Annotated in this window: 19 protein-coding genes; 11 read left to right on the top strand and 8 right to left on the bottom strand. The window is 67.8% G+C overall.

What is annotated here, in order from left to right:
- Positions 1–65: 65 nt before the first annotated feature.
- Both ACS0OT_RS00700 and ACS0OT_RS00705 read right to left on the bottom strand, forming a co-directional pair.
- The gene (locus ACS0OT_RS00700; protein ID WP_065185565.1) at positions 66–473 is read right to left on the bottom strand and encodes a glycine zipper 2TM domain-containing protein; all 408 of its coding nucleotides are present in this window, start codon (positions 471–473) and stop codon (positions 66–68) included.
- Positions 474–909: 436 nt separating this feature from the next.
- A complete protein-coding gene (locus ACS0OT_RS00705) occupies positions 910–1548 on the bottom strand; it encodes a response regulator transcription factor (protein ID WP_065178373.1) in 639 nt (212 codons plus the stop codon).
- Positions 1549–1623: 75 nt separating this feature from the next.
- Between ACS0OT_RS00705 and ACS0OT_RS00710 the strand changes: the two genes are divergently transcribed.
- On the top strand, positions 1624–5223 hold the full coding sequence (locus tag ACS0OT_RS00710; RefSeq protein WP_235646193.1) for an ATP-binding protein: 3600 nt from the start codon (positions 1624–1626) through the stop codon (positions 5221–5223).
- Here ACS0OT_RS00710 and ACS0OT_RS00715 read toward each other — a convergent pair.
- Both ACS0OT_RS00715 and ACS0OT_RS00720 read right to left on the bottom strand, forming a co-directional pair.
- Positions 5217–5618: a c-type cytochrome gene (locus ACS0OT_RS00715; RefSeq protein ID WP_053497753.1), complete on the bottom strand. Its 402-nt coding sequence runs from the start codon at positions 5616–5618 to the stop codon at positions 5217–5219. The two genes, ACS0OT_RS00710 and ACS0OT_RS00715, sit on opposite strands and share 7 nt — an antisense overlap.
- 65 nt (positions 5619–5683) lie before the next feature.
- Positions 5684–7360: an electron transfer flavoprotein-ubiquinone oxidoreductase gene (locus ACS0OT_RS00720; protein WP_164093067.1), complete on the bottom strand. Its 1677-nt coding sequence runs from the start codon at positions 7358–7360 to the stop codon at positions 5684–5686.
- 301 nt (positions 7361–7661) lie between these two features.
- Here ACS0OT_RS00720 and ACS0OT_RS00725 point away from each other — a divergent pair, with 301 nt between their 5' ends.
- Complete coding sequence (locus tag ACS0OT_RS00725) at positions 7662–8825, top strand: acyl-CoA dehydrogenase family protein (protein ID WP_442256000.1); 1164 nt, start codon at positions 7662–7664, stop codon at positions 8823–8825.
- 334 nt (positions 8826–9159) lie between these two features.
- Here the strand turns inward: ACS0OT_RS00725 and ACS0OT_RS00730 are convergent, their stop codons facing one another.
- Positions 9160–9639, bottom strand: a complete 480-nt coding sequence (locus ACS0OT_RS00730; protein ID WP_164093066.1) for a tRNA (cytidine(34)-2'-O)-methyltransferase — start codon at positions 9637–9639, stop codon at positions 9160–9162.
- Positions 9640–9708: 69 nt separating this feature from the next.
- On the bottom strand, positions 9709–10185 hold the full coding sequence (locus ACS0OT_RS00735) for a hypothetical protein (RefSeq protein WP_014035556.1): 477 nt from the start codon (positions 10183–10185) through the stop codon (positions 9709–9711).
- Positions 10186–10601: 416 nt separating this feature from the next.
- Here ACS0OT_RS00735 and ACS0OT_RS00740 point away from each other — a divergent pair, with 416 nt between their 5' ends.
- From ACS0OT_RS00740 to ACS0OT_RS00755, 4 genes are all read left to right on the top strand, one after another.
- Complete coding sequence (locus ACS0OT_RS00740) at positions 10602–13451, top strand: M16 family metallopeptidase (RefSeq protein ID WP_164093065.1); 2850 nt, start codon at positions 10602–10604, stop codon at positions 13449–13451.
- 144 nt (positions 13452–13595) lie between these two features.
- The gene (locus ACS0OT_RS00745) at positions 13596–13913 is read left to right on the top strand and encodes a DUF4156 domain-containing protein (protein ID WP_005407628.1); all 318 of its coding nucleotides are present in this window, start codon (positions 13596–13598) and stop codon (positions 13911–13913) included.
- Between the two features lie 102 nt (positions 13914–14015).
- Positions 14016–15032 carry a 3-oxoacyl-ACP synthase III gene (locus ACS0OT_RS00750; protein ID WP_005420782.1) on the top strand — a complete coding sequence of 339 codons (1017 nt, stop codon included), beginning with the start codon at positions 14016–14018 and terminating at the stop codon, positions 15030–15032.
- Between the two features lie 140 nt (positions 15033–15172).
- A complete protein-coding gene (locus tag ACS0OT_RS00755) occupies positions 15173–16063 on the top strand; it encodes an alpha/beta fold hydrolase (RefSeq protein WP_065185569.1) in 891 nt (296 codons plus the stop codon).
- A gap of 76 nt (positions 16064–16139) precedes the next feature.
- Here ACS0OT_RS00755 and ACS0OT_RS00760 read toward each other — a convergent pair whose 3' ends face one another.
- Positions 16140–16571, bottom strand: coding sequence for a YkgJ family cysteine cluster protein (locus tag ACS0OT_RS00760; RefSeq protein WP_005407630.1), 432 nt, complete (start codon positions 16569–16571; stop codon positions 16140–16142).
- 104 nt (positions 16572–16675) lie between these two features.
- Here ACS0OT_RS00760 and oleC point away from each other — a divergent pair, with 104 nt between their 5' ends.
- The 3 genes from oleC (at position 16676) to ACS0OT_RS00775 (ending at position 19560) form a co-directional block, all read left to right on the top strand.
- Positions 16676–18334 (top strand): olefin beta-lactone synthetase, encoded by a 1659-nt coding sequence (gene oleC / locus ACS0OT_RS00765; protein WP_005420778.1) that lies wholly within the window; start codon positions 16676–16678, stop codon positions 18332–18334.
- The gene (oleD, locus tag ACS0OT_RS00770) at positions 18331–19323 is read left to right on the top strand and encodes a 2-alkyl-3-oxoalkanoate reductase (RefSeq protein ID WP_164093063.1); all 993 of its coding nucleotides are present in this window, start codon (positions 18331–18333) and stop codon (positions 19321–19323) included. Before oleC ends, oleD begins: the two co-directional genes overlap by 4 nt.
- An 81-nt stretch (positions 19324–19404) precedes the next feature.
- Positions 19405–19560, top strand: coding sequence for a DUF1328 domain-containing protein (locus tag ACS0OT_RS00775; protein ID WP_005407633.1), 156 nt, complete (start codon positions 19405–19407; stop codon positions 19558–19560).
- A gap of 76 nt (positions 19561–19636) precedes the next feature.
- On the opposite strand, the gene ddlA is transcribed toward ACS0OT_RS00775, so the two are convergent.
- Positions 19637–20731: a D-alanine--D-alanine ligase gene (gene ddlA, locus ACS0OT_RS00780; protein WP_065178469.1), complete on the bottom strand. Its 1095-nt coding sequence runs from the start codon at positions 20729–20731 to the stop codon at positions 19637–19639.
- A gap of 497 nt (positions 20732–21228) precedes the next feature.
- Between ddlA and ACS0OT_RS00785 the strand changes: the two genes are divergently transcribed.
- Both ACS0OT_RS00785 and ubiB read left to right on the top strand, forming a co-directional pair.
- Positions 21229–21864, top strand: a complete 636-nt coding sequence (locus tag ACS0OT_RS00785) for a ubiquinone biosynthesis accessory factor UbiJ (protein ID WP_005420772.1) — start codon at positions 21229–21231, stop codon at positions 21862–21864.
- Positions 21861–23516 (top strand): ubiquinone biosynthesis regulatory protein kinase UbiB, encoded by a 1656-nt coding sequence (ubiB, locus tag ACS0OT_RS00790; protein ID WP_139726598.1) that lies wholly within the window; start codon positions 21861–21863, stop codon positions 23514–23516. Before ACS0OT_RS00785 ends, ubiB begins: the two co-directional genes overlap by 4 nt.
- Positions 23517–23541: the final 25 nt, after the last annotated feature.

The raw sequence follows: 23541 nt of genomic DNA on the forward strand, positions 1-23541 counted from the left end.
ACGCAAACGGGCGGGTCATCGACCCGCCCGTCTCTGCCATCGGCAGGGTAACGCCGCTGTGCCGCTTACCAGCCGCGATGGCGACCGCGGTCGTGGTAGTAGCGGTTGTCGTAGTAACGCTCGCGCTGCCAGCGGCGGTCGTCGCCACGATCGTAGTAACCGCTGCGGTAGTAGCCACGATCGTAGCGGCGGTCGTAACGGTTGTCGTAGTAGCGATTGTCGTAATAACGACGGTCGCGGCGGTCGGAGGTGGTCAGATTGCCGATCGCGCCGCCGGCCACGGCACCACCGACGGTGGCGGCAGGATCACCGTTGGAGAGCAGGTTGCCGGCCACGCCACCGACCACGGCGCCGACCAGGGTGCGCTTGTCCTTCCTCGACATCGCGCTGGCATCGCTGACCATGGCGACACCGGCAACCAGTGCCAGAGCCATCGCCAGACCACGGAAGCTGAGTGTGGAAGTACTGAGCATGTTCGTTCTCCTGTGAGGTGCATGCCACGCTGGGCAGGGAGGGCGCGGGGCGCCCCGGCTGCCGTGATGTCCACGCTGGCGTTCCAACATTGCCGGAACATTGCCTGGTGCACCGAGCGGCTTGCGCATTCATCTAGCGGCAGGCGGCATGAAGCAAGGCTGAAAGCGGCTGCGGCCGCTCAGCTGGCGGAAAGGAAAAGGGCCGCGGAGGTGGCCCCTCCCTTCTCTGCCAAGGCGTTGGCATGTCCGACGCCCATCGCTTTCTGGGCCTGCCGCGCCTGCTCCTGCGGGGTCTCCTGCTGCGGCTGCAGCACGTCAGGCGCGCTCTGCACCGAACCGCTGCGAAGCGCCAGGCTCTGCCCGCTGGCGGCCGGACATGCGCCGGTCGATTCCTTCGACCTCGCATTGTTGCCGGTGCGATTATGTGAATCGCGTCTCAGATTTTCCCGTCACGCAGATAGTCGAACAATTCGGCATCGCCCTTCAGCCCCAGCTTGAGCATCGCATCGCCTTTCTGCCGGCTGATGGTGCTGACGCTCTTGTGCAGCAGCAGCGAAATCTCCTTTACCGTCATGCCGGTGCCGAGCAAGCGCAGCACCTCCACCTCGCGCGGGGACAGCGGCTTGCCGTCGCCCTCGCGCATGCGCCAGCTGCCGGCCGCTTCCACCCGCTCGCGCAGGCTGCGGCTGATGTAGGGCTGGCCGCGGTAGACCGACTGGATGGCCTGTGGCAGTTCGTCCATCGACGAACTCTTGTCGACCAGGCCGAGCACGCCGCTGTCGAGTACCATGCGCAGGATCGCCAGGTTGCTGGAGACGCTGAGCATCAGCACCGGCAGTTCGGGATGGCGGCGGCGGATCATGCCGATCATGGCGAAGCCGTCGGCCTGCGGGCTGCCCGGCATGGAGTAGTCGGTGACCAGCAGGTCACAGGGCTGGCTGGCGAGCAGGGTCATCAGCGCCTGCGCGCTGTCGGCCTCGCCGACCACGCGGCCGACGCCGCTCGACTCGATGACGGCGCGGGTACCGATACGGACCACGGGGTGATCGTCTGCGATGATGATGCGCAAGCTCATGCTCTAGTATGGCCATCGGGCACGCCGGACCGCGACCATCGCGGTCCCTGGCAGGATTCTAGGAGATCGACGCAGATGCGTAGGTGGGCTGTTCGCGGGCTGCTCCTGCTGCTGGCGGTGCTGGCGCTGCCCGTGGCCCAGGCACAGCCGGCCCCTGGCCTGCTGCCGCTCAGCCCGTTGCAGCGCGAATACCTGGTGGCGCATCCGACCATCGTTGTCGGGCAGTATGACAGCGGCTGGCCGCCCTTCGAGTCCCTCCGTGATGGCAAGCAGGTCGGGCTGGGACCGGACTACCTGTCGCATCTTGCTCGCCAGCTCGGTGTGAAGGTCGAGGCGCGCCGCTATCCGGACTGGACATCCGTGCTGGATGCGGCATGTCGTGGCGAGATCGACGTGGTGATGAATGTCGGCCTCAGTGCCGACCGCACCCGCTGCATGGTCTATACCGCAGCCTACAGTGAGGCGCCGCTCGCTCTGGTGGGCCGGCCCGATGACCTGCGTGCCTCCGACATGCCGGACCTGGATGGGCTGAGGGTGGTGATCGAACAGGACTTCCTGACCGGTCCGCAGGTGCGCGCCCGATTCCCGCGTGCCCGCCAGCTTGTCGCAAACGACACGTTGAGCGCATTGCAGATGGTCATAGACGACAAAGCGGACGTCTACATCGGCAATGCCTTCGTCGCCACCGAGCTGATTGCCAGCCGGCGCCTGCAGGGCGTGGCGCTGTTGCGGCCGAGCGACCTGCCCCCCGAACGGTTGCACTTCGGCATTCCCAACAGCAAGCAACCCCTGGCCGAAGCCCTGGACCTGGCGCTGGCCGCGACCAGCCAGGCCCAGCGCGATGCCCTCGCACAACGCTGGTTGTCACCGCCGCACTGGTCGGCATCGGCGCAGCTGGCGCTGAGCCAGGCCGAGAAGCGTGTGCTGGAGCAGCCGCTGATGATCGGTTTCGCGCCGAATGCCGCGCCCCTGTCGTTCACCGGCGAGGATGGCCGGCCCAGTGGCCTGACCAGCGAGTACCTGCAGCGCCTGATGCAGGCCGGCGCCAACCTGAAGGTCGAGAACAGCCACGACTGGTACGAGGTGCGTGAGAAGGCCCGCCGCGGTGAACTGCAGGCGGTGATGGGCATACCCGTTGATTCGCGCTACCTGGGCCCGGACTGGGTGTTCAGCCAGCCCTTCATCAGCGTGCCGAACGTGATTGTGGTCAGGAGCGATGGCGAATCGCTGCTGGGCCTGGCCGACCTGCAGGGCAAGCGCGTGCTGCTGTCCGACCCGGAGCGCGTGCGTGGCTATGTGCAGCAACAGGCGCCGCAGGCCCGGATCATTGCTGCGCGGAGTGCCGAGCAGGCGCTGCAGCGCCTGCTTGAGGGTGAAGCCGATGCCTATGTGGGCAACCTTGCCGTGGTCGATCACCTGCTGCGCAGCCGTTTCCCGGGGCGGATGCAGGTCGCGGCTCCGGCCGGTTTCAACGACCAGCTGGCGCTGGCGGTGGATCGCCGCCATGCGGCCCTGGCCACGACCTTCGATCGCCTGCTGCTGCAGATGACCCCACGCAAGCGCGAGGCGTTGCGCAGCGCCTGGCTGGCGGTGGAGTACCGCAATGGGGTCGACTGGAGCAATCTGCTGCGGTGGGGCGTGCCCGTGCTGATGGTGCTGCTGACCGCACTGCTGGTGCATGGCGTGGGCCATTGGCGGCTGCGCCGTGAGGTGGCAGGACGCCGCCAGCTGGAGCAGCGCCTGGCCGAGGTGACCGACAACCTGCCGGCGGTGGTCTACCAGGCCCGTCGCGATGCCGATGGCACGCTGAGCTTCCCGTTCATCGCCGGTGACCTGCCTGCGTTGTTCGGTATCACCCGTCAGCAGGCCGAACAGGATGCGAGGGTGTTGCTGGAACGCGTCGAGCAGGAGGACCGCGCGCGCATCCTGCATTCCATCGAGCAGGCCGCGCACCAGTTCGCGCCGTTGATCCTGGAGTTTCGCCTGCGCAGCGACGGGGAAGGCGTGCGCTGGGTGCGCAGCCAGGCCCATCCCTACGCCGCCGAAGAAGGCGCGGTGATCTGGAGCGGGTACTGGGTGGATGTAAGCGAGGCGCGGATGCAGGCCGATGCACTGGCGGCGGCGAAGGCGGACGCCGAGCAGGCCGCTGAGGCCAAATCGCGTTTCCTGGCCACGATGAGCCACGAGATCCGTACGCCGATGAGCGGCGTGCTGGGCATGCTGGAGGTGCTGGCACACTCACCGCTGGACAGCGAGCAGCAGCGCATCCTCGGCGTGATCGAGGATTCGGCGCAGATGCTGCGGCAGATCCTCGACGACATCCTCGATTACTCGCGGCTGGAAGCGGGTGCACTGCGCCTGGAGCCGGTACCGCAACCGCTGCGGCCGCTGCTGGAAAGCGTGTGCCGGTTGATGTCGGCGCAGGCCAGTGCACGCGGGCTGGAGCTGCATGTGCAGATCGACCCTCAGCTGGCGGCAGCGCACGAAGTGGATGGCGTGCGCCTGCGCCAGATCGTGTTCAACCTGCTCAGCAATGCCATCAAGTTCACTGCGCGCGGCGAAGTGCGGCTGCAGCTGGAGGTACTGGGCCCGACCGCCGACGACGGCAGCCAGCCGCTGTGCCTGAGCGTCACCGACACCGGCATCGGAATCGCACCGGAACAGCTGCAGCACCTGTTTGCGCCGTTCACCCAGGCCGGTGCCTACATCCAGCGCGACCATGGTGGTACCGGCCTCGGCCTGAGCATCTGCCAGCGCCTGGTGCAGATGATGGGCGGCGAGCTGGAGCTGCACAGCACGCTGGGCGAGGGCACCCGCGCCGAGGTGCGGCTGGCGCTGGTGGAGGCAGGCAGGGGTGACGTTGAAGCGCTGGTTGCGGAGCAGGAGCAGGCGGCGCTGCTGCCGCCGGCGTTGCGCGAGGCACGCGTGCTGGTGATCGAGGACCACCCGACCAACCAGGCGATGATGGCGTGGCGGCTGCAGCAGCTGGGCGTACCCCATGTACTGCTGGGCGATGGCCAGCAGGCACTGGACCGCTTGTCATCGGAGGCCTTCGACCTGGTCATTACCGACTGCCGCATGCCGGTACTCGACGGCTTCGGTTTCACCCGCCTGTTGCGCGAGCGCGAGGGCCGTACCGGCCAGCCGCGGCTGACGGTGCTGGCGCTGACCGCCAGCGTGCTGGACGACGATGCGCGCCGCTGCCGCGAAGCCGGCATGGACGAGGTGCTGGCCAAGCCGCTGTCGCTGGCCACGCTGCGCACCGCGCTGCTGCGCTGGCTGCCGCAGGCACAGGGCCAGTCATTCGATGCGCCGGTGCAGGAGACTGTCGCCGACGACGCTGAAGTGCTGCCTGATCTGGCCACCCTGCAGCAGCGCTATGGCTCGCGCGCCGTGGCTGAGCAGCTGCGCGACAGCCTGTTGCAGGCCAGTGAAAGTGATCTGGCGGCGGTGCAGCGCGCCGTGCGGGCCGGTGACCGCGCGACTGCGGCGCTCCACCTGCATCGCCAGGCGGGCGGTCTGGGGGCGATCGGGGCAAGCGCACTGGCCGGGCAGGCCAACGCGCTGGTCGAGCGCCTGCAGGATGCGACCGAGGCCGATCCGGCACCGGTATTCGCCGCTGTAACGGCGTTCGTGGCAAGGCTGCAGCATCAGCTGCAGCGACTGGCTCACTGAGCCGACTGCTGTTGCAGGTAGGCGATCACCAGCGCGCGGCGTTCGGCGCTGGGAAAGGCGTTGTACATGCGCGTGCCGGGCACCACGTGGGTGGGCGACTGCAGGAACGCGTCCAGGGTCTGCGCGCTCCAGGTGATGTCGGCGCGGCGCATGCCGTCGGAATAGCCGTAATCGGGCAGGCTGCCGGCGCGACGGCCGATCACGCCGTGCAGGTTGGGGCCGAAGCGGTGGATGCCGCCAGGCTGCACGGTGTGGCAGCCGGCGCACAGTTCGAACGCGCGCTGCATGGCCTGCTGCCGGGCCTGTTCGGGCGTCGCCGGCGCCGCAGGCGGGCGCTGGCAGGCCGTGGCAAGCAGGGCCACGGCAACGGTGGTGAGCAGGCGGGAGGCACGCATGGGCGGGCAGGATAGCGGTGCGGTGGAGCGGCCGGGCTGCGACACGCGGTCGCAGCCCGGGGCGATCACATGCCCGAGTAGTTCGGGCCGCCGCCGCCCTGCGGGGTCACCCAGACGATGTTCTGGGTCGGATCCTTGATGTCGCAGGTCTTGCAGTGCACGCAGTTCTGCGCGTTGATCTGCAGGCGCGCGTTGTCGGCGTCGCCGACGAACTCGTACACGCCGGCCGGGCAGTAACGGGCTTCGGGACCGGCGTACTCGGCCAGGTTCACCTTCACCGGAATGCTCGGATCCTTCAGCGTCAGGTGGCTGGGCTGGTTCTCGTCGTGGTTGGTGCTGCTCAGGAACACCGAGCTGAGACGATCGAAGGTCAGCACGCCATCGGGCTTGGGGTAGGCGATGCGGGTGTGCTGCGACGCCGGCTCCAGGCAGGCGTGGTCCGGCTGGGTGCGGTGCAGGGTCCACGGCGGATTGCGCACGCCCAGCTTCGGCAGCAGCCACTGCTCCACGCCGGTCATCAGCGTGGCAACGGTCTGGCCCTTCTTGAACCACTGCTTGAAGTTCTTGGCCTGCTGCAGTTCGGTGAACAGCCAGCTGGCTTCAAACGCCTTCGGGTAGGCGCTCAGTTCATCGTGCTGGCGATCGGCGGCCAGCGCGTCGAACGCGGCGTCGGCGCACAGCATGCCGGTCTTGATCGCGGCATGGCTGCCCTTGATGCGGCTGGCGTTGAGGTAGCCGGCTTCGCAGCCGACCAGCGCCCCCCCGGGGAACACCGTCTTCGGCAGCGACAGCAGGCCGCCGGCGGTGATCGCACGGGCGCCGTAACCGATGCGGGTGCCGCCCTCCAGGTGCTTGCGGATGGAGGGATGGGTCTTGAAACGCTGGAACTCCTCGAACGGGCTCAGCCACGGGTTCTTGTAGTCCAGGCCGACCACGTAACCAATGGCGACCTTGCCGCCGTCGGCGTGGTACAGGAACGCGCCGCCGTAGGTGTCGCTGTCCAGCGGCCAGCCAGCCGCATGCACCACCAGGCCCGGCTCATGCCTGGCCGGGTCGATCTGCCACAGCTCCTTGATGCCGATGCCGTAGGCCTGCGGGTCCTTGCCTTCGTCCAGTTTGTAGCGGGCGATCAGCTGGCGACCGAGGTGGCCGCGCGCACCTTCGGCGAAGATCGTGTACTTGGCGTGCAGCGCCATCCCACGCTCGAAGGCCGGGCCGATGCTGCCGTCCTTCTCGATGCCCATGTCGCCGGTGGCCACGCCGATCACCTCGCCGTTGTCGCCGCACAGCACTTCTGCAGCGGCGAAGCCAGGGAAGATCGCAACCTCCAGCGCCTCGGCCTGTTGCGCCAGCCAGCGGGTCACTTCGCCCAGGCTGATGATGTAGTTGCCTTCGTTGTGGAAGCACTCCGGCAGCAGCGCGTTGGGGGTGCTGCGCGCGCCGGTCTCGCTGAGGAACAGGAATTCGTCGCGGGTGACCTTCTGCTTCAGCGGTGCGCCGCGCTCGGCCCAGTCCGGGAACAGCTCGGTCAGCGCGCGCGGATCCATCACCGCGCCGGACAGCACGTGCGCGCCCGGTTCGGAACCCTTCTCCAGCACGCACACCGACAGCTCTCGGCCGGCTTCGATCGCGCGCTGGCGCAGCCGGATCGCGGTGGCCAGGCCGGCGGGGCCGGCACCGACGATCACCACGTCGAATTCCATTACTTCACGCGGGGGCAGGGCGTTGGCTTCAGCGCTCATCGATTGCATGACTCGTGGGTAGGGCCGGCATCGGGGCCACCGGCGGTGCCTGGGAATCGCGCGTGATGCCACGGGCGAAACGGTTGTTTGAATGTGTCAGGGTACCGGGCCGCGCGTGATCGAGCTAGATCGATGATGTTCACGTCATGATTGCTGCATTGCAGCGAACGCGGCTTCGGTGGTCGCCAACCTTGGTTGGCACCGGCAGAAATGCCAGCGCCGACCAAGGTCGGCCTCTACCCGTGCACCAACGCTGCGCGGATGACCGACAATGGCCGGGTCCTGACTGCGTGTGAGTGCCATGGCTTTGCATCCGTACGATCTGTTCGATGTCCGTTCCCTGTTCAACGAGGAAGAGCGCGCAGTGCAGGAGAGCGTCGCCCGCTTCACCAACGAGCGCGTGCTGCCGATCATCGGCGATGCCTTCGACCAGGCCCGCTTCCCCGATGAACTGGTGCCTGAGATCGCCTCGTTGGGCCTGCTGGGCGCGACCCTGCCGGCCGAGTACGGCGGCGGTGGCCTCGGCGCGGTCAGCTATGGCCTGATCTGCCAGGAGCTGGAGCGCGGCGATTCGGGCCTGCGCAGCTTCGTGTCGGTGCAGAGCTCGCTGTGCATGTACCCGATCTACGCCTATGGCAGCGAGGAACAGCGCCAGCAGTGGCTGCCGGCGATGGCGCGCGGCGAACTGATCGGCTGCTTCGGCCTGACCGAGGCGCACGGTGGGTCCGACCCGGCCAGCATGAAGACCCGCGCGGTGCGCGACGGCAGCGACTGGCGCATCAGCGGCAGCAAGATGTGGATCACCAGCGGCCCGGTGGCCGACCTGGCCATCGTCTGGGCACAGACCGAAGATGGCATCCAAGGCTTCGTGCTGGAAAAGGGCATGGCCGGCTTCACGACGCAGGAGATCAAGCACAAGATGAGCCTGCGCGCGTCGCTGACCGGCGCGCTGTTCTTCGATGACGTGCGCGTGCCCGACAGCCATCGCCTGCCGAACGTGAAGGGCCTGAAGGGGCCGCTGGGCTGCCTGACCCAGGCCCGTTACGGCATCAGCTGGGGGCCGATCGGTGCGGCGATTGCCTGCCTGGATGAAGCGCTGGGCTATGCCAAGGAGCGCGTGCTGTTTGGTCGTCCGCTGGCGGCCACGCAGAGCGCGCAGATCAAGCTGGCCGAGATGGCCCGCCGCATCACCACCGCGCAGCTGCTGGCCTTGCAGCTGGGCCGCCTGAAGGAAGCCGGCCAGCTGCAGCCGCAGCAGGTCAGCCTGGCCAAGTGGAACAACTGCCGCATGGCGATTGACATCGCCCGCGAGTGTCGCGATCTGCTTGGTGGGGCTGGGATCACCACCGAGCACGTGGCGATCCGCCACGCGCTGAACCTGGAATCGGTGATCACCTATGAAGGCACCGAGACCGTGCACCAGCTGGTGATCGGCCGCGAACTGACCGGCATCAACGCGTTCTGAGTGCACCGGTAGTGCCGGCCGCTGGCCGGCATTGCCAGGTAGGGTGCACGCGCCCCGGGAAACGCAAGGGCGCCCACTCCTGATTGATCCAGGCGGAAGGCATCCACGCATGGCGTGGATTTACCGCGCGGCTGTTGGGTCCGCCTTGAAGCGAGCCGAGCACCACAGGACCGACGGGGGCGAAGAGGCGCGGGTGTCTGAGCGCAGCGAGTTCCGCGCCGTCCCCCGGCGGGCCGAGGAGCGCAGGGTACCGGTGCAGAGCACCGGCTCGCGGGCGGCGGCGCGTTTCTTTGGTTACTTTCTTTGCGCGAGCAAAGAAAGTAACACACGTGAGCTACGCCCCACCGGCAAACCCATGCTGCCGCCACGCCTCGTACATCACCACCGCAACGGTGTTGGAAAGATTGAGGCTGCGGTTGTCCGGCCGCATCGGCAGGCGCAGGCGGCGGCCGTCGGGCAGGGCATCGAGCACCTCCTGCGGCAGGCCACGGCTTTCCGGGCCGAACAGGAACGCATCACCGTCTTCAAAGGCCACGCTGTCGTAGCGCCCGCTGGCGCGGGTACTGAGTGCGAACAATCGATTCGGTGCGATCCGCGCCAGCGCGGTGTCCAGGTCGGGGTGCACCTGCAGGCGCGAGTACTCGTGGTAGTCCAGGCCGGCGCGCTTGAGCTGCTTGTCTTCCAGTGCGAAGCCGAGTGGCTCGACCAGGTGCAGCTGCGCGCCGGTGTTGGCGCAGAGCCGGATCACATTGCCCGTGTTGGGCGGGATTTCCGGTTGGAACAGGATCACGTGGAACTGGGGCGCGGCATTCATCGGCGCAGTGTACCTGCGACGACCGCCGCCTTTACGGCGCACGCCCTGCACGGGGCAGGGCGGCACCGGTTACGGGCGCAGCAGGACCTGGGCGGTTTCGGTGGCCAGGGCCTGCAGGTCGGCGGCGCTCGGGCGCACCTGCAGGGCCGGCAGGTTGACGATGACCGAGTTGGCGACGTTGGTGGCAGCGGCAGCCAGGGTGGCGGCGTAGCGCTGGGCTTCCAGTTCGGCGGCCAGGGCGACGCGCTGTTCCAGGCTCGGGCGCACTTCCACCGAGGCCAGCGTGGTGATCGGCATCGCGGCGGCGACCGGGGCGGCGACGTAGCCGTTGCGCTCGGCCAGCTGGTCGGCGCTCGGGCGCACTTCCACGGTGGCCAGGGTCGGGATGCCGCTGGCCTGTTCCCAGGCCTGCTGGGCCAGCTGGTCGGCGGCCGGGCGAACCTGCACGGTGGACAGGGTCTTGATGGATTCGGAGGCCTGCACCGACGAAACAACCGCGGTGCCGGCGATCAGGGCGATGGCGATGGCAATGGTCTTGGCGTTCATGACGGGGCCTGTTTAGTGTTGGTGAGCAGTGGTGTGGTAGTAAGGTAGTACACTAGTTCTGGGCATGCAAGAGAAATTTTCGATTTCCTGCATCTGTTCAGTCTTCAGTCAGCTTTTGTCTGAAGCCCTTCCTTGCGCAGGAAGTACCAAGCAATCCGCGTGCCAACTTTTAGTTATTGATTTGAAAGGCTTTTATGTGGTCCCGAAAGTGTCCGCTGGGCGGACACCTGTCCATTCGATAAGCCGCGGACACTGTCCGGACGCCTTCAGCCGGCGTCTGTGACGTTTCAAGAGCGCCCCTGGGCGTCGGGCTGGATGGTCATCTGGGCAAACACCCCCAGTGACTGGCGACCGATTCCGGCCGCCGCGCGCGCAGGCTAGGATCGGGGTTCACCTTCGTGACCAAGGATCCGGATATGTCTCTCGCCCTTCGCCCGCGCGCTGCACTGCTGGCCGTCGCTCTCAGCACCGCCCTGGGCACGCTCGCGCCCACCCATGCGCTCGCCGCCAAGCCGGCGGCACCGGCCAAGGTCGATATCCCGTACGAGCAGTTCACCCTGCCCAACGGCCTGCGCGTGATCGTGCATACCGATCGCAAGGCGCCGATCGTTGCGGTCAACGTCTGGTACCACGTGGGCAGCAAGGACGAGCCGGCTGGCCGTACCGGCTTTGCGCACCTGTTCGAACACCTGATGTTCCAGGGCAGCGAAAACCACGACGGCGAGTTCTTCGAGCCGTTCAAGCAGGTGGGTGCCACCAACCAGAACGGCACCACCAACACCGACCGCACCAATTACTTCGAGAACGTGCCGACCACCGCGCTGGACATGGCACTGTGGATGGAATCGGACCGCATGGGCCATCTGGTCGGTGCGATCGACCAGGCCGCGCTGGACGAGCAGCGTGGCGTGGTGCAGAACGAGAAGCGCCAGGGCGAGAACCAGCCCTACGGCCAGGCCTGGGACCAGCTCAACAAGGCGCTGTACCCGGTGGGCCACCCGTACCACCACGGCGTGATCGGGTCGATGAACGATCTGAACGCGGCGTCGCTGGATGACGTGAAGACCTGGTTCCGCACCTGGTACGGCCCGAACAATGCGGTGCTGGTGCTGGCCGGCGACATCGACCTGGCCACCGCCAAGGAAAAGGTCGCCAGGTACTTCGGCAGCATCCCGGCCGGCCCGACCATGGCGCAGCCGGCGGTGAACGTGGCCAAGCGTAGTGCCGACACGCGCGAGACGATGACCGACAAGGTGCCGCAGGCGCGCATCTACCGCGCCTGGAACGTGCCGCAGGTCGGCACCACCGAGGTCGATCAGCTGCAGTTGTTCGCGCAGGTGCTCGGCGGTGCGAAGTCTTCGCGCCTGAGCCAGCGCCTGCAGCACCAGGACAAGCTGGTGGACAGCATCGCGTCGGGCCTGTCGACCTCGCAGTTGGGCTCGAACTTCGTGATCATGGCGACGGTCAAGCAGGGCCAGGACCCGGCCAAGGTCGAGAAGATCATCGACGAGGAACTGGACCGGCTGATCAAGCAGGGCCCGACCGCGGCCGAACTGGAGCGTGCCAAGACCGGTGCCCGCGCAGGCTTCATCCGCGGCATCGAGCGCATCGGTGGCTTCGGCGGCAAGGCCGACGCCCTTGCAGAATGTGCGGTGTTCACCGGCGACCCGGGCTGCTTCCGTACCTCGCTGGCCAACATCGAGAAGGCCAGTGCTGCTGATCTGAGCCGGCTGGGCGCGCAGTGGCTGGACAAGGGCAGTCACACCCTGGTGATCGCACCGGGTGAGCGCGTGGCGCTGAAGGAAGACCCGAGCCAGGCGCCGAAGCCGTTCACCGTGCCGGCGGTGGACCCGAAGTACAGCACCCTGCCCGAGCAGGTCGACCGCAAGGCCGGCGTGCCGCAGACCCGCGAGTTCCCGCAGCTGAAGTTCCCGGCGCTGCAGCGTGCCACGCTGAAGAACGGCACCCAGGTGATCCTGGCCGAGCGCCACGAGATTCCGGTGGTGCAGTTCAGCTACCAGTTCCCGGGCGGCTTCAGTGCCGACCAGGGCCGCAAGCCGGGCACCGCCAACTTCACCATGAGCCTGATGACCGAAGGCGCCGGCAAGCTGGGCTCGCTGGCCTTCGCCGACGCCGCGGATGCGCTGGGCGCCAGCCTGGATGCTTCGGCCGGCCTGGATTCGATGAGCGTGGACCTGTCGGCACTGAAGGAAAACCTGGCACCGTCGCTGGCGCTGTACCGCGACCTGCTGCGCGAACCGCGCTTCGAGCAGGGCGAGATCGACCGGGTCAAGGCGAGCTGGATCGCTGGCATCCAGCAGGAGAAGGTGAACCCGGGTGCGGTGGCGATGCGCGTGCTGCCCCCGCTGCTGTATGGCAAGGGCCACCCGTATGCCATTCCGTTTACCGGTAGCGGTGACGAGGCGGCGATCAACGGCCTGACCCGCGAGGACCTGGTCGACTTCCACCACGACTGGCTGCGCCCGCAGAACGGCACCCTGATCGTGGTCGGCGACACCACCCTGGCCGAGATCGTGCCGCTGCTGGACAAGCAGCTGGGCGACTGGAAGGCCAGTGGCGAGGCCCCGCAGGTGAAGGCGGCCACCGACGTTGCGCTGCCGAAGGGCCCGCGCGTGTTCCTGATCGACCAGCCGGGCGCGGTACAGGCCAACCTGTTCGCCGGCCAGGTGGTGGCACCTTCCAGCGCCACCAGTTCGACCCGCTTCGACATCGCCAACGGCGTGATCGGCGGCGACTTCACCTCGCGCCTGAACATGAACCTGCGCGAGGACAAGCACTGGTCGTACGGTGCGCGCAGCAGCGCGGTCAGTTCGGTGGGCCAGCGCCCGTGGATGGCCAGCGCGCCGGTGCAGATCGACAAGACCGGCCCGGCACTGGCGGAAATGCGCAAGGAAATCGCCGCGTTCGCCGATGGCAGCAAGCCGGCCACCGCTGCCGAGGTCAACCGCATCCGCAACATCCAGACCCTGAGCCTGCCCGGTGCCTACGAGACCGCCAGTGCGGTGGCGTCGACCATCGGTTCGATCGTGCAGTTCAAGCGCCCGGACGACTACGTGCTGCGGCGCAAGGCCGAGATCGAAGCGATGACCCCGGCGCAGGTGCAGCAGGCCGCCGCCGAGATCAAGCCGCAGGCCCTGACCTGGGTGGTGGTGGGTGACCTCAAGCAGACCGAAGCGGCCGTGCGCGCGCTGAACCTGGGCGAGGTGACGGTGATCGACGCCGAAGGCAACCCGGTCAAGAAATAAGGCAAGACCCGGCCCGCCATGTGGCGGGCCGGCTCCCCCCGGGTAGTGCCGGCCGCTGGCCGGCAACTCCGTGACCCCGGCCTCGGCTACCCCCGATTCAGGCTGTTCAGGCAGAATCCCCCCATACCCTTCCAGGATCTGCCCATGCGCGTTCTGCTGCTTTCCTCCCTGCTGCTCACCGTCACCGCCTGTACCTGGGTGCCGATCGAACCGGCCGGCAAGGCAACCCGCGTGCTGCCGGCAGGGCCGGTTCCGGCCGGCTGCATCGCCAAGGGCGAGGTGGTGGTCACCGTGAAGAGCAAGGTCGGCTTCTACAACCGCAACCCGCTGCGGGTGCAGGAAGAGCTGGAAACCCTGGCCCGCAACGAGGCCCCGAGCGCCGGCGCCAATGCCGTCCAGGCCGCTGCGGCCCCCGCCGATGGCAGCCAGCGCTTCGCCGCGTTCCAGTGCCCGCCGCGCTGAACGCTTCACCATACGGCCGAGGCTGAATTCGTAAAGATGCGGTGAAAGCCCGGGGGTTATAGAATAGCGCCCCCTTTTGCCTGAGCCTTGGCGCTAACCTCGATGCTCTTCAAGAATGTCTCGATCGCCGGCCTGGCACACGTCGACGCACCGCATACGCTGACGACCAAGGAAATCAACGAACGCCTGCAGCCGACGTTGGATCGCCTGGGTATCCGCACCGATGTGCTCGGCGACATCGCCGGCATCCACGCCCGCCGCCTGTGGGACAACGGCGTGCTGGCGTCGGACGCCGCCACCATGGCCGGCCGTAAGGCACTGGAAGACGCGGGCATCACCGCGACCCAGGTCGGCCTGCTGGTCAACACCTCGGTCAGCCGCGACTACCTGGAGCCGTCCACGGCCTCCATCGTGTCGGGCAACCTCGGTGTCAGCGACGAATGCATGACCTTCGACGTCGCCAACGCCTGCCTGGCCTTCATCAACGGCATGGACATCGCGGCGCGCATGATCGAGCGCGGTGATATCGACTACGCGCTGGTGGTGGACGGCGAGACCGCCAACCTGGTGTACGAGAAGACCCTGGAGCGCATGACCGCCCCGGACGTCACCGCCGATGACTTCCGCAACGAGCTGGCCGCGCTGACCACCGGGTCGGGCGCCGCCGCGATGGTGATGGCGCGCGCGGAGCTGGTGCCGGACGCGCCGCGCTACAAGGGCGGCGTGACCCGCTCGGCCACCGAGTGGAACCAGCTGTGCCTGGGCAACCTGGACCGCATGGTCACCGACACCCGCCTGTTGCTGATCGAAGGCATCAAGCTGGCGCAGAAGACCTTCAGCGCCGCCAAGATCGCACTCGGCTGGGCCGTGGAGGAGCTGGACCAGTTCGTGATCCACCAGGTCAGCCAGCCGCACACCGCCGCGTTCATCAAGAACTTCGGCATCGACCCGAAGAAGGTCATGACCATCTTCGGCGAGCACGGCAACATCGGCCCGGCCTCGGTGCCGATCGTGCTGAGCAAGCTCAAGCAGCTGGGCAAGCTGAAGAAGGGCGATCGCATCGCGCTTCTGGGTATTGGCTCGGGCCTGAACTGCTCGATGGCTGAAGTGGTCTGGTAAGCAGCCCGTTGCCCGACCTCCTGTAGAGCCGAGCCATGCTCGGCTCACGCGCGCAGCGCGGCTCTTCCGCAGCGGACCGGAGAGCAGCCGAGCAACGGCTCGGCTCTACATTGCGCCGCGACTCTCCTTAGGTGCTCCGCATGCGCGATCTTCCCGGTTACCCCGCCCACCCGCAGCGCTTCGAGGTCCGCCCCGGCCTGTCGATGAACTATCTCGACGAGGGCCCGCGCGATGGCGAGGTGGTGGTGATGGTGCACGGCAACCCGTCGTGGAGCTACTACTGGCGCACGCTGGTGGCCGGCCTGTCGGACACCTACCGCTGCATCGTGCCGGACCACATCGGCATGGGCCTGTCGGACAAGCCGGACGACAGCCGCTATGAGTACACGCTGCAGTCGCGCGTGGACGATCTTGATGCGCTGCTGAAGCACCTGGGCATCACCGGCCCGGTGACCCTGGCCGTGCACGACTGGGGCGGCATGATCGGGTTCGGCTGGGCGCTGTCGCACCACGAGCAGGTGAAGCGCCTGGTGGTGCTCAACACCGCTGCCTTCCCGATGCCGGCGGCAAAGAAGATGCCTTGGCAGATCGCACTGGGTCGCCACTGGAAGATCGGCGAGTGGATCATCCGCAGCTTCAACGCGTTCTCGTCCGGTGCCTCGTGGCTGGGCGTGGAGCGGAAGATGCCGGCCGATGTGCGCCGCGCCTACGTGTCGCCGTACAACAGCTGGGCCAACCGCATCAGCACCATCCGCTTCATGCAGGACATCCCGCTGTCGCCGGCCGACAAGGCCTGGTCGCTGCTGGAACGCGCCGGCAAGGCGCTGCCGTCGTTCGCCGACCGTCCCGCCTTCCTCGGCTGGGGCCTGCGCGACTTCGTGTTCGACCATCATTTCCTGAAGGGCTTCCAGGCCGCGCTGCCGAATGCCCAGGTGCATGCCTTCGAGGATGCCGGCCACTATGTGCTGGAAGACAAGCAGGACGTGCTGGTGCCGGAAATCCGCGCGTTCCTGGACGCCAACCCGATCTGATCGATGTGCCGACCAACGGTCGGCACCCACAAGTGGAAGGTATGGGTGGGTGCCGACCGTTGGTCGGCACACCGGATTATGCGGCGACCGGCGCCTGTGGTGGCGAGGACGGGCTGTTGCCGTTGTCGTCCGGGTGATCGTCGTCATTGTCGGCGTCATCGCGCCAGCGCCAGTCGGCCGGCGTCAGCGGATCCAGGCCATAGGCAATGCGCGCCTTGTCGCACTGCGGGCTGGCCTTGCCGTATTCCCACGATGCATCCACCTCACGGCACACGCTGGGCCGGTTGGGGTGGATCGTGCAGCGTGAATACACGCCGATCTGCGCATCCAGCGCGACGCAGCGCACCGGCTTGGAATGGGTGCCGCGCATGCACAGGCGGTGCGGATCCAGCACCTCAGTGAGCTGATGCGGCACGCCGCCGGGGGTGACCTCGTCCGATTCCATCCAGTGGAAGGCCACGCGGTACTGGGTGCAGCAGGCGCCGCAGGTCATGCAGGGATGTTGCATGGGCAAGCCGCCTCGGGCGGCAGTCGGAATCGGGAACGAGGGTGCGGATTTTCCACGAAGTGGGCCGCCGCGCAAGAAATTCCGTAAGCGGCGACAATGAACGGATGAACCGACCCTGCAACATTGCGGCCCGTTTGCCTGAACTGGCGCGTGAACGCCCCGACCAGATCGCCATCCGCTGCCCGGGCCGCCGCGGCGCCGGCAACGGCATGGCCGCCTACGATGTCACCCTCGATTACCGTCAGCTGGACGCCCGCAGTGATGCCATGGCCGCCGGCCTGGCCGGCTACGGGATCGGCCGTGGCGTGCGCACGGTGGTGATGGTGCGGCCTTCTCCGGAGTTCTTCCTGCTGATGTTCGCGTTGTTCAAGCTGGGCGCAGTGCCGGTGCTGGTCGATCCGGGCATCGACCGGCGCGCGCTGAAGCAGTGCCTGGACGAGGCGCAGCCGCAGGCCTTCATCGGCATTCCGCTGGCGCATGTGGCGCGGCTGGTGCTGCGCTGGGCGCCGTCGGCCACCCGGCTGGTGACGGTCGGCCGCCGCCTCGGCTGGGGCGGTACCAGCCTGGCCGCGCTGGAACGTGCCGGTGCCAAGGGGGGGGCCATGCTGGCCGATACCGATGGCGAGGACATGGCGGCGATCCTGTTCACCAGCGGCTCCACCGGCGTGCCCAAGGGCGTGGTCTACCGCCACCGCCACTTCGTCGGCCAGATCCAGTTGCTGGGCAGTGCCTTCGGCATGGAAGCGGGTGGGGTGGACCTGCCGACCTTCCCACCGTTCGCGCTGTTCGACCCGGCGTTGGGCCTGACTTCGGTGATCCCGGACATGGACCCGACGCGGCCGGCGCAGGCCGACCCGGGACGCCTGCACGATGCCATCCAGCGCTTCGGCGTAACCCAGCTGTTCGGCTCGCCAGCGCTGATGCGGGTGCTGGCCCGGCACGGGCGGCCACTGCCGACGGTGACCCGGGTGACCTCGGCCGGGGCACCGGTGCCGCCGGACGTGGTCGCCACCATCCGCAGCCTGCTGCCGGCCGATGCGCAGTTCTGGACTCCCTATGGCGCCACCGAGTGCCTGCCGGTGGCGGTGGTCGAAGGCCGCGAACTGGAGCGCACCCGCGCGGCGACCGAGGCCGGTGCCGGCACCTGCGTGGGCAACGTGGTGGCCCCCAACGAGGTGCGCATCATCGCCATCGACGACGCACCGTTGGCCGACTGGTCGCAGGCACGTGTGCTGGCCACCGGCGAGGTGGGCGAGATCACCGTGGCCGGGCCGACCGCCACCGACAGCTACTTCAACCGCCCGCAGGCCACTGCGGCGGCGAAGATCCGCGAGACGCTGGCCGATGGCAGCACCCGCGTGGTGCATCGCATGGGCGACGTTGGTTATTTCGATGTGCAGGGCCGCCTGTGGTTCTGCGGGCGCAAGACGCAGCGCGTGGAAACCGCGCGCGGGCCGCTGTACACCGAGCAGGTCGAGCCGATGTTCAACACCGTGGCCGGCGTGGCGCGCACTGCGCTGGTTGGCGTGGGGGCCGCCGGTGCGCAGGTGCCGGTGCTGTGCGTGGAGCTGCAGCGTGGCCGGTCCGACAGCCCGGCACTGCAGGAAGCGCTGCGTGCCAAGGCCGCTGCATGCCTGGCCGGAGCCGGGCTGGAGCACTTCCTGGTACACCCTTCGTTCCCCGTCGATATCCGTCATAACGCCAAGATCGGCCGCGAGAAGCTCGCCGTCTGGGCCAGCGCCGAACTGGAGAAGCGCGCATGAAGATCCTGGTCACCGGTGGCGGTGGTTTCCTTGGGCAGGCGCTGTGCCGCGGGCTGGTCGAGCGTGGCCACCAGGTGCTGGCGTTCAACCGCAGTCATTACCCGGAACTGCAGGCGATGGGCGTGGGCCAGATCCGCGGTGATCTGGCCGATGCGCAGGCGGTGCTGCATGCGGTGGCCGGCGTCGATGCGGTGTTCCACAACGGCGCCAAGGCCGGCGCATGGGGCAGCTATGACAGCTACCACCAGGCCAACGTGGTCGGCACCGACAACGTCCTCGCGGCCTGCCGCGCGCATGGCATCAACCGGCTGGTCTACACCTCCACGCCCAGCGTGACCCATCGTGCCACGCACCCGGTGGAAGGCCTCGGGGCTGACGAGGTGCCGTACGGCGAAGATTTCCAGGCGCCGTATGCGGCTACCAAGGCAATCGCCGAACAGCGCGTGCTGGCCGCCAACGATGCGTCGCTGGCGACGGTGGCACTGCGCCCGCGCCTGATCTGGGGCCCAGGCGACCAGCAGCTGGTGCCGAGGCTGGCCGAGCGTGCGCGGCAGGGCCGCCTGCGCCTGGTGGGGGATGGCAACAACAGGGTGGACACCACCTACATCGACAACGCCGCACTCGCGCACTTCCTCGCCTTCGAGGCACTGGCGCCGGGCGCTGCGTGTGCGGGCAAGGCCTACTTCATCTCCAATGGCGAGCCGCTGCCGATGCGCGAGCTGGTCAACAAGCTGCTGGCCGCTGTTGGCGCGCCGACGGTGGGCAAGGCGATCAGCTTCAATACCGCGTACCGTGTCGGCGCCATCTGCGAGCGGCTGTGGCCGCTGCTGCGCCTGCGTGGCGAGCCGCCGCTGACCCGCTTCCTGGCCGAGCAGTTGTGCACGCCGCACTGGTACAGCATGGAACCGGCGCGCCGTGACTTCGGCTACGTGCCGCAGGTCAGCATCGAAGAGGGGCTGCGCAGGCTGAAGGCTTCATCTGCTGCATAGATCGCCGTCACTGGTTGCACACCGCAGGATCGGGAGGATGGACCCACGCCATCCAAGGCTCGACCACCCGCGAGGAGCGCCATGCTGCACTACGCCATCATCTTCTTTGTCATCGCCATCATCGCCGCTGTTCTGGGTTTCTCCGGAATCGCCGGCGCCGCAACCAACATCGCCTGGATCCTGTTCGTGGTGTTCCTGATCCTTGCGGTGATCTCGATGTTCCGCAAGCGCGGCTAGCCGGTAGTGCCGGCCGCTGGCCGGCATCGCTTTCCGCAGAGTCGAGCCATGCTCGACTCTGCGGGCGATCACGACGTTACACAGCGCTCTGCAGCCCGCGATCGGCCTCATGGCGCTCCAGCGCCAGCTCGATCAGGCGGGTGATCAGCGTGGTGTAGTCCACGCCGCTGGCACCCCACAGCTTCGGGTACATGCTGATGCGGGTGAAGCCCGGCAGCGTGTTGACCTCGTTGATGATGATGTCGCCGCCCGCAGTGAGGAACACATCCACGCGCGCCATGCCGGCACACTCCAGCGCCTGGTAGGCCCGCAGCGCGATCTGCTGGATGCGTGCCTGGGTGCCGGCATCGATATCCGCGGGTACCACCACTTCGGCACCATCGGCGTTGATGTACTTGGTGTCGTAGGCGTAGAACTCGTCGTGCACCACCACCTCGCCGCACAGGCTGGCCTGCGGATGTTCGTTGCCCAGCACCGCGCACTCGATCTCGCGGCCGATCACCGCCGATTCCACCAGCACCTTGTGGTCGTAGCGCAGCGCCAATGCCAGCGCTTCGGCAAAGCCCGCCGCATCCTTGACCTTGCTCACGCCTACCGACGAGCCTTGGTTGGCCGGCTTCACGAACAGCGGCAGGCCAAGCTGGGCAATCACCGCATCGACATCCACTTCCGCCACCTGGTGGCGGCGGATGCACAGCCACGGCGCCACCTGCAGCCCGGCGTCGCGCAGCAGACGCTTGGTCACGTCCTTGTCCATCGCCACTGCCGAGCCCAGTACCGGCGAACCGACGAAGGGCAGGTTGGCCATGCGCAGCAGCCCCTGCAGCGCACCGTCCTCGCCCAGAGGCCCGTGCACGATCGGCAGCACCACATCGATCTGGCCCAGCACGCTGGCCGCATCGGAGGGCTGCAGCTGTGCCTGCTCGGCACCGGGAAAGACCGCCAGCGACTGGCCGGAGCGATGCAGCGCGATGCGTGCCGGATCATCGGCATTGAGCAGGAAGGTCGCAGGCTCGCTCAGATGCCACTGGCCCTGCTTGTCGATGCCGACCAGCACCGGCTCGAAGCGCTCGCGATCAAGCGCATCGAGGATGTTCTTCGCCGACTGCAGTGAAACTTCGTGCTCGGAAGACTTGCCCCCGAAGATGATGCCGACCCGGGTCCGTGCCATGGGGAGTGCGATGTCCTGTGCGTTGCGTGGCCCCATAGCATGAACCTTCATCGGCCCACCGCGTGAGGCACAGATGAACCAGAAATCCATCCACGCATGGCGTGGATCTACCGTCCTCATGGCCCATCAACAGGGGTCGGAGCCCGTTGCGCAACAACGGGATCCGACCCCACGGACGACAGGAAACTGTCGAAGGCGGGATGGGTCCGGTTGCGGGGGTGTCCGCGGCATGGATGCCGCGGCCAAGCCCCCATGGGTGAGGGCGCTTTGCTTGCGAAGCACTGCTTCGCAAGCGCCCGAACGCCCAGCCGCCAGCGGCTGGGCCGGACCGCGGAGCGGGGTTTACGGCGTCCCCCGCAACCGGACCCATCCCGCCATCCCACGGAATGCATGCTGTTGCTGTTGGTGTTGAGGTTGCCGGCCAGCGGCCGGCACTACCGCGGGTGCCGGGCGGCAGCCCGGCCCAAGCCCCCCACCCACGCAGGTAGAATGCGCCCATGGCTCTTTCCCTGCTCAAGTCCCTCAAGCCGGTCGCTGGCCGCGCCCTGCAGATCGCCCTGAACCGCGCGCTGGCGCTGGATCCGGATACCCGCCATGCCCTGGCCAGCCTCGATGGCCGGCACATTGACCTGACCCTGGAAGCGCCGTCGCTGGCGATGCGCATCAGCGTCGACGGCGACCAGCTGCGGGTCGGCCCGGTGGATGCGCAGGAAGCCGACCTGGCCGTGCGCAGCAGCCTGGCCGGCGTGCTGGCGCAGCTGCCGCTGCTGGCCAACGCACGGCGCGGCGAGTCCAACAACAAGGGCCGAGTACGCGTGGCCGGTGACGCCGAACTGGCGCGGCGCCTGCAGCAGCTGGCCAAGGGCTTCGACCCGGACTGGCAGCAGCCGTTCGTCAGCGTATTCGGCGAGGTACTGGGCGTGCAGGTCGCCAACACCCTGCGCAGCGCCCTGCAGCACGCGCGCCAGGGGGCGATCGACCTGGCCCACAGCGCCGCCGAATTCATCACCGAGGAATCGCGCGACGTGGTGCCGCGCGCCGAACTGGATGCCTTCCATGATGATGTGGACGTGCTGCGCGATGACGTCGAGCGTCTTGGCGCGCGCGTGCAGCGCCTGCGGGGTGCCGCATGAAGGCCGTGCTGCGGGCGAGCCGCATCGGCCGGGTGATCCTGCGTTACCGCCTTGACGACCTGTTGCAGGGCACGCCGGCCGAGCGTTGGCTGCGCCTGGCCAAGCCGTTCGTGCCGCGTGCCTCGGCCGACATCGCCGCGCAGTCGCGCGGTGCGCGCCTGCGCCTGGCGCTGCAGGATCTCGGCCCGATCTTCGTCAAGTTCGGCCAGATCCTCTCCACACGCCGCGACCTGGTGCCGCCGGATGTGGCCAATGAGCTGACCCTGCTGCAGGACCGGGTCAAGCCGTTCGACGGTGACACTGCGCGCCGCATTGTCGAGGAAGCGCTTGGCCTGCCGGTCAGCGAGGCGTTCGCCAGCTTCGATACCGAACCACTGGCCTCGGCTTCGATCGCGCAGGTGCATGCGGCCACGCTGGCCGATGGCCGCCAGGTGGTGGTCAAGGTACTGCGCCCCGGCATCGAGAAGCAGATCGATGCCGACATCGCCCTGCTCAACTCGCTGGCCGCGCTGGTCGAGCGTACCCATCCGCGTGCCGACAAGATCCGACCGCGCGAAGTGGTGGCCGAAGTCGAGAACACCCTCGCCGCCGAGCTGGACCTGCAGCGCGAAGGCGCCAATGCCAGCGTGCTGCGCCGCTTCTGGGAGAACAGCGACGACCTGTATGTGCCGGAAGTGATCTGGAGCCATACCGCCGAGCGCGCGCTGACCCTGGAACGCGTGTGGGGCATTCCGTCCGACGACATCGCCGCGCTCGACAAGGCGGGCATCGACCGCAAGGCACTGGCCGCCAAGGGCGTGCGGGTCTTCTACACCCAGGTGTTCCGCGACAACTTCTTCCATGCCGATGCGCACGCCGGCAACATCTGGGTCGACACCGATCCGGGCCGCCGCGCCAACCCGCGATTCATCGCGCTGGACTTCGGCATCATGGGCCAGCTGTCGCAGGAGGATCAGTACTACCTGGCTGAGAACTTCATGGCCATCTTCAACCGCGATTACCGCCGCATCGCCGAACTGCATGTGCAGGCGCGCTGGATGCCGGACAACGTGCGCATCGATGATCTGGAAGCGGCCGTGCGTTCGGTGTGCGAGCCGTACTTCACCCGCCCACTGTCGCAGATCTCGCTGGCCGAAGTGCTGATGAAGCTGTTCCGCGTGGCGCAGCGCTACCAGCTGACCCTGCAGCCGCAGCTGATCCTGCTGCAGAAGACCCTGCTGAACATCGAAGGTGTCGGCCGGCAGCTGGATCCGCAGATCGATATCTGGGCGGTGGCCAAGCCGGTGCTGGCGAAGATCCTGCGCGAGCGCTACAGCCCACGCCGGGTGGTGCGCGAGATCGGCAAGCGGTTGCCGGAAATCATGACCCACGCGCCGGACATGCCGCGCCTGGTACACGCTTGGCTGACCCAGCAGGTGGAGGGGCGCCACGAGCTGGCGATGCGCTCGCGCGATCTGGTTGCGCTGGATGCCAGCGTGCAGCGCCTGCAGAGGCGCGCGGTCGGCGCGATCACCGGCGTCGGCCTGCTGGCCATCGCCGCGCTGATGTACGTGCTGCAGCCACCGGGCTGGTACTGGGGCGACCTGCCGATGTGGAGCTGGGTGTCCGGTGCCGTCGGCGCGCTGGCGCTGGCGCGCGCGTGGTGGAGATAGACCCGGTGCTGCAGACGCTGAAGAA

It is taken from the genome of Stenotrophomonas maltophilia group sp. RY12688 (assembly GCF_052149045.1).
Lineage (GTDB): Bacteria > Pseudomonadota > Gammaproteobacteria > Xanthomonadales > Xanthomonadaceae > Stenotrophomonas > Stenotrophomonas sepilia.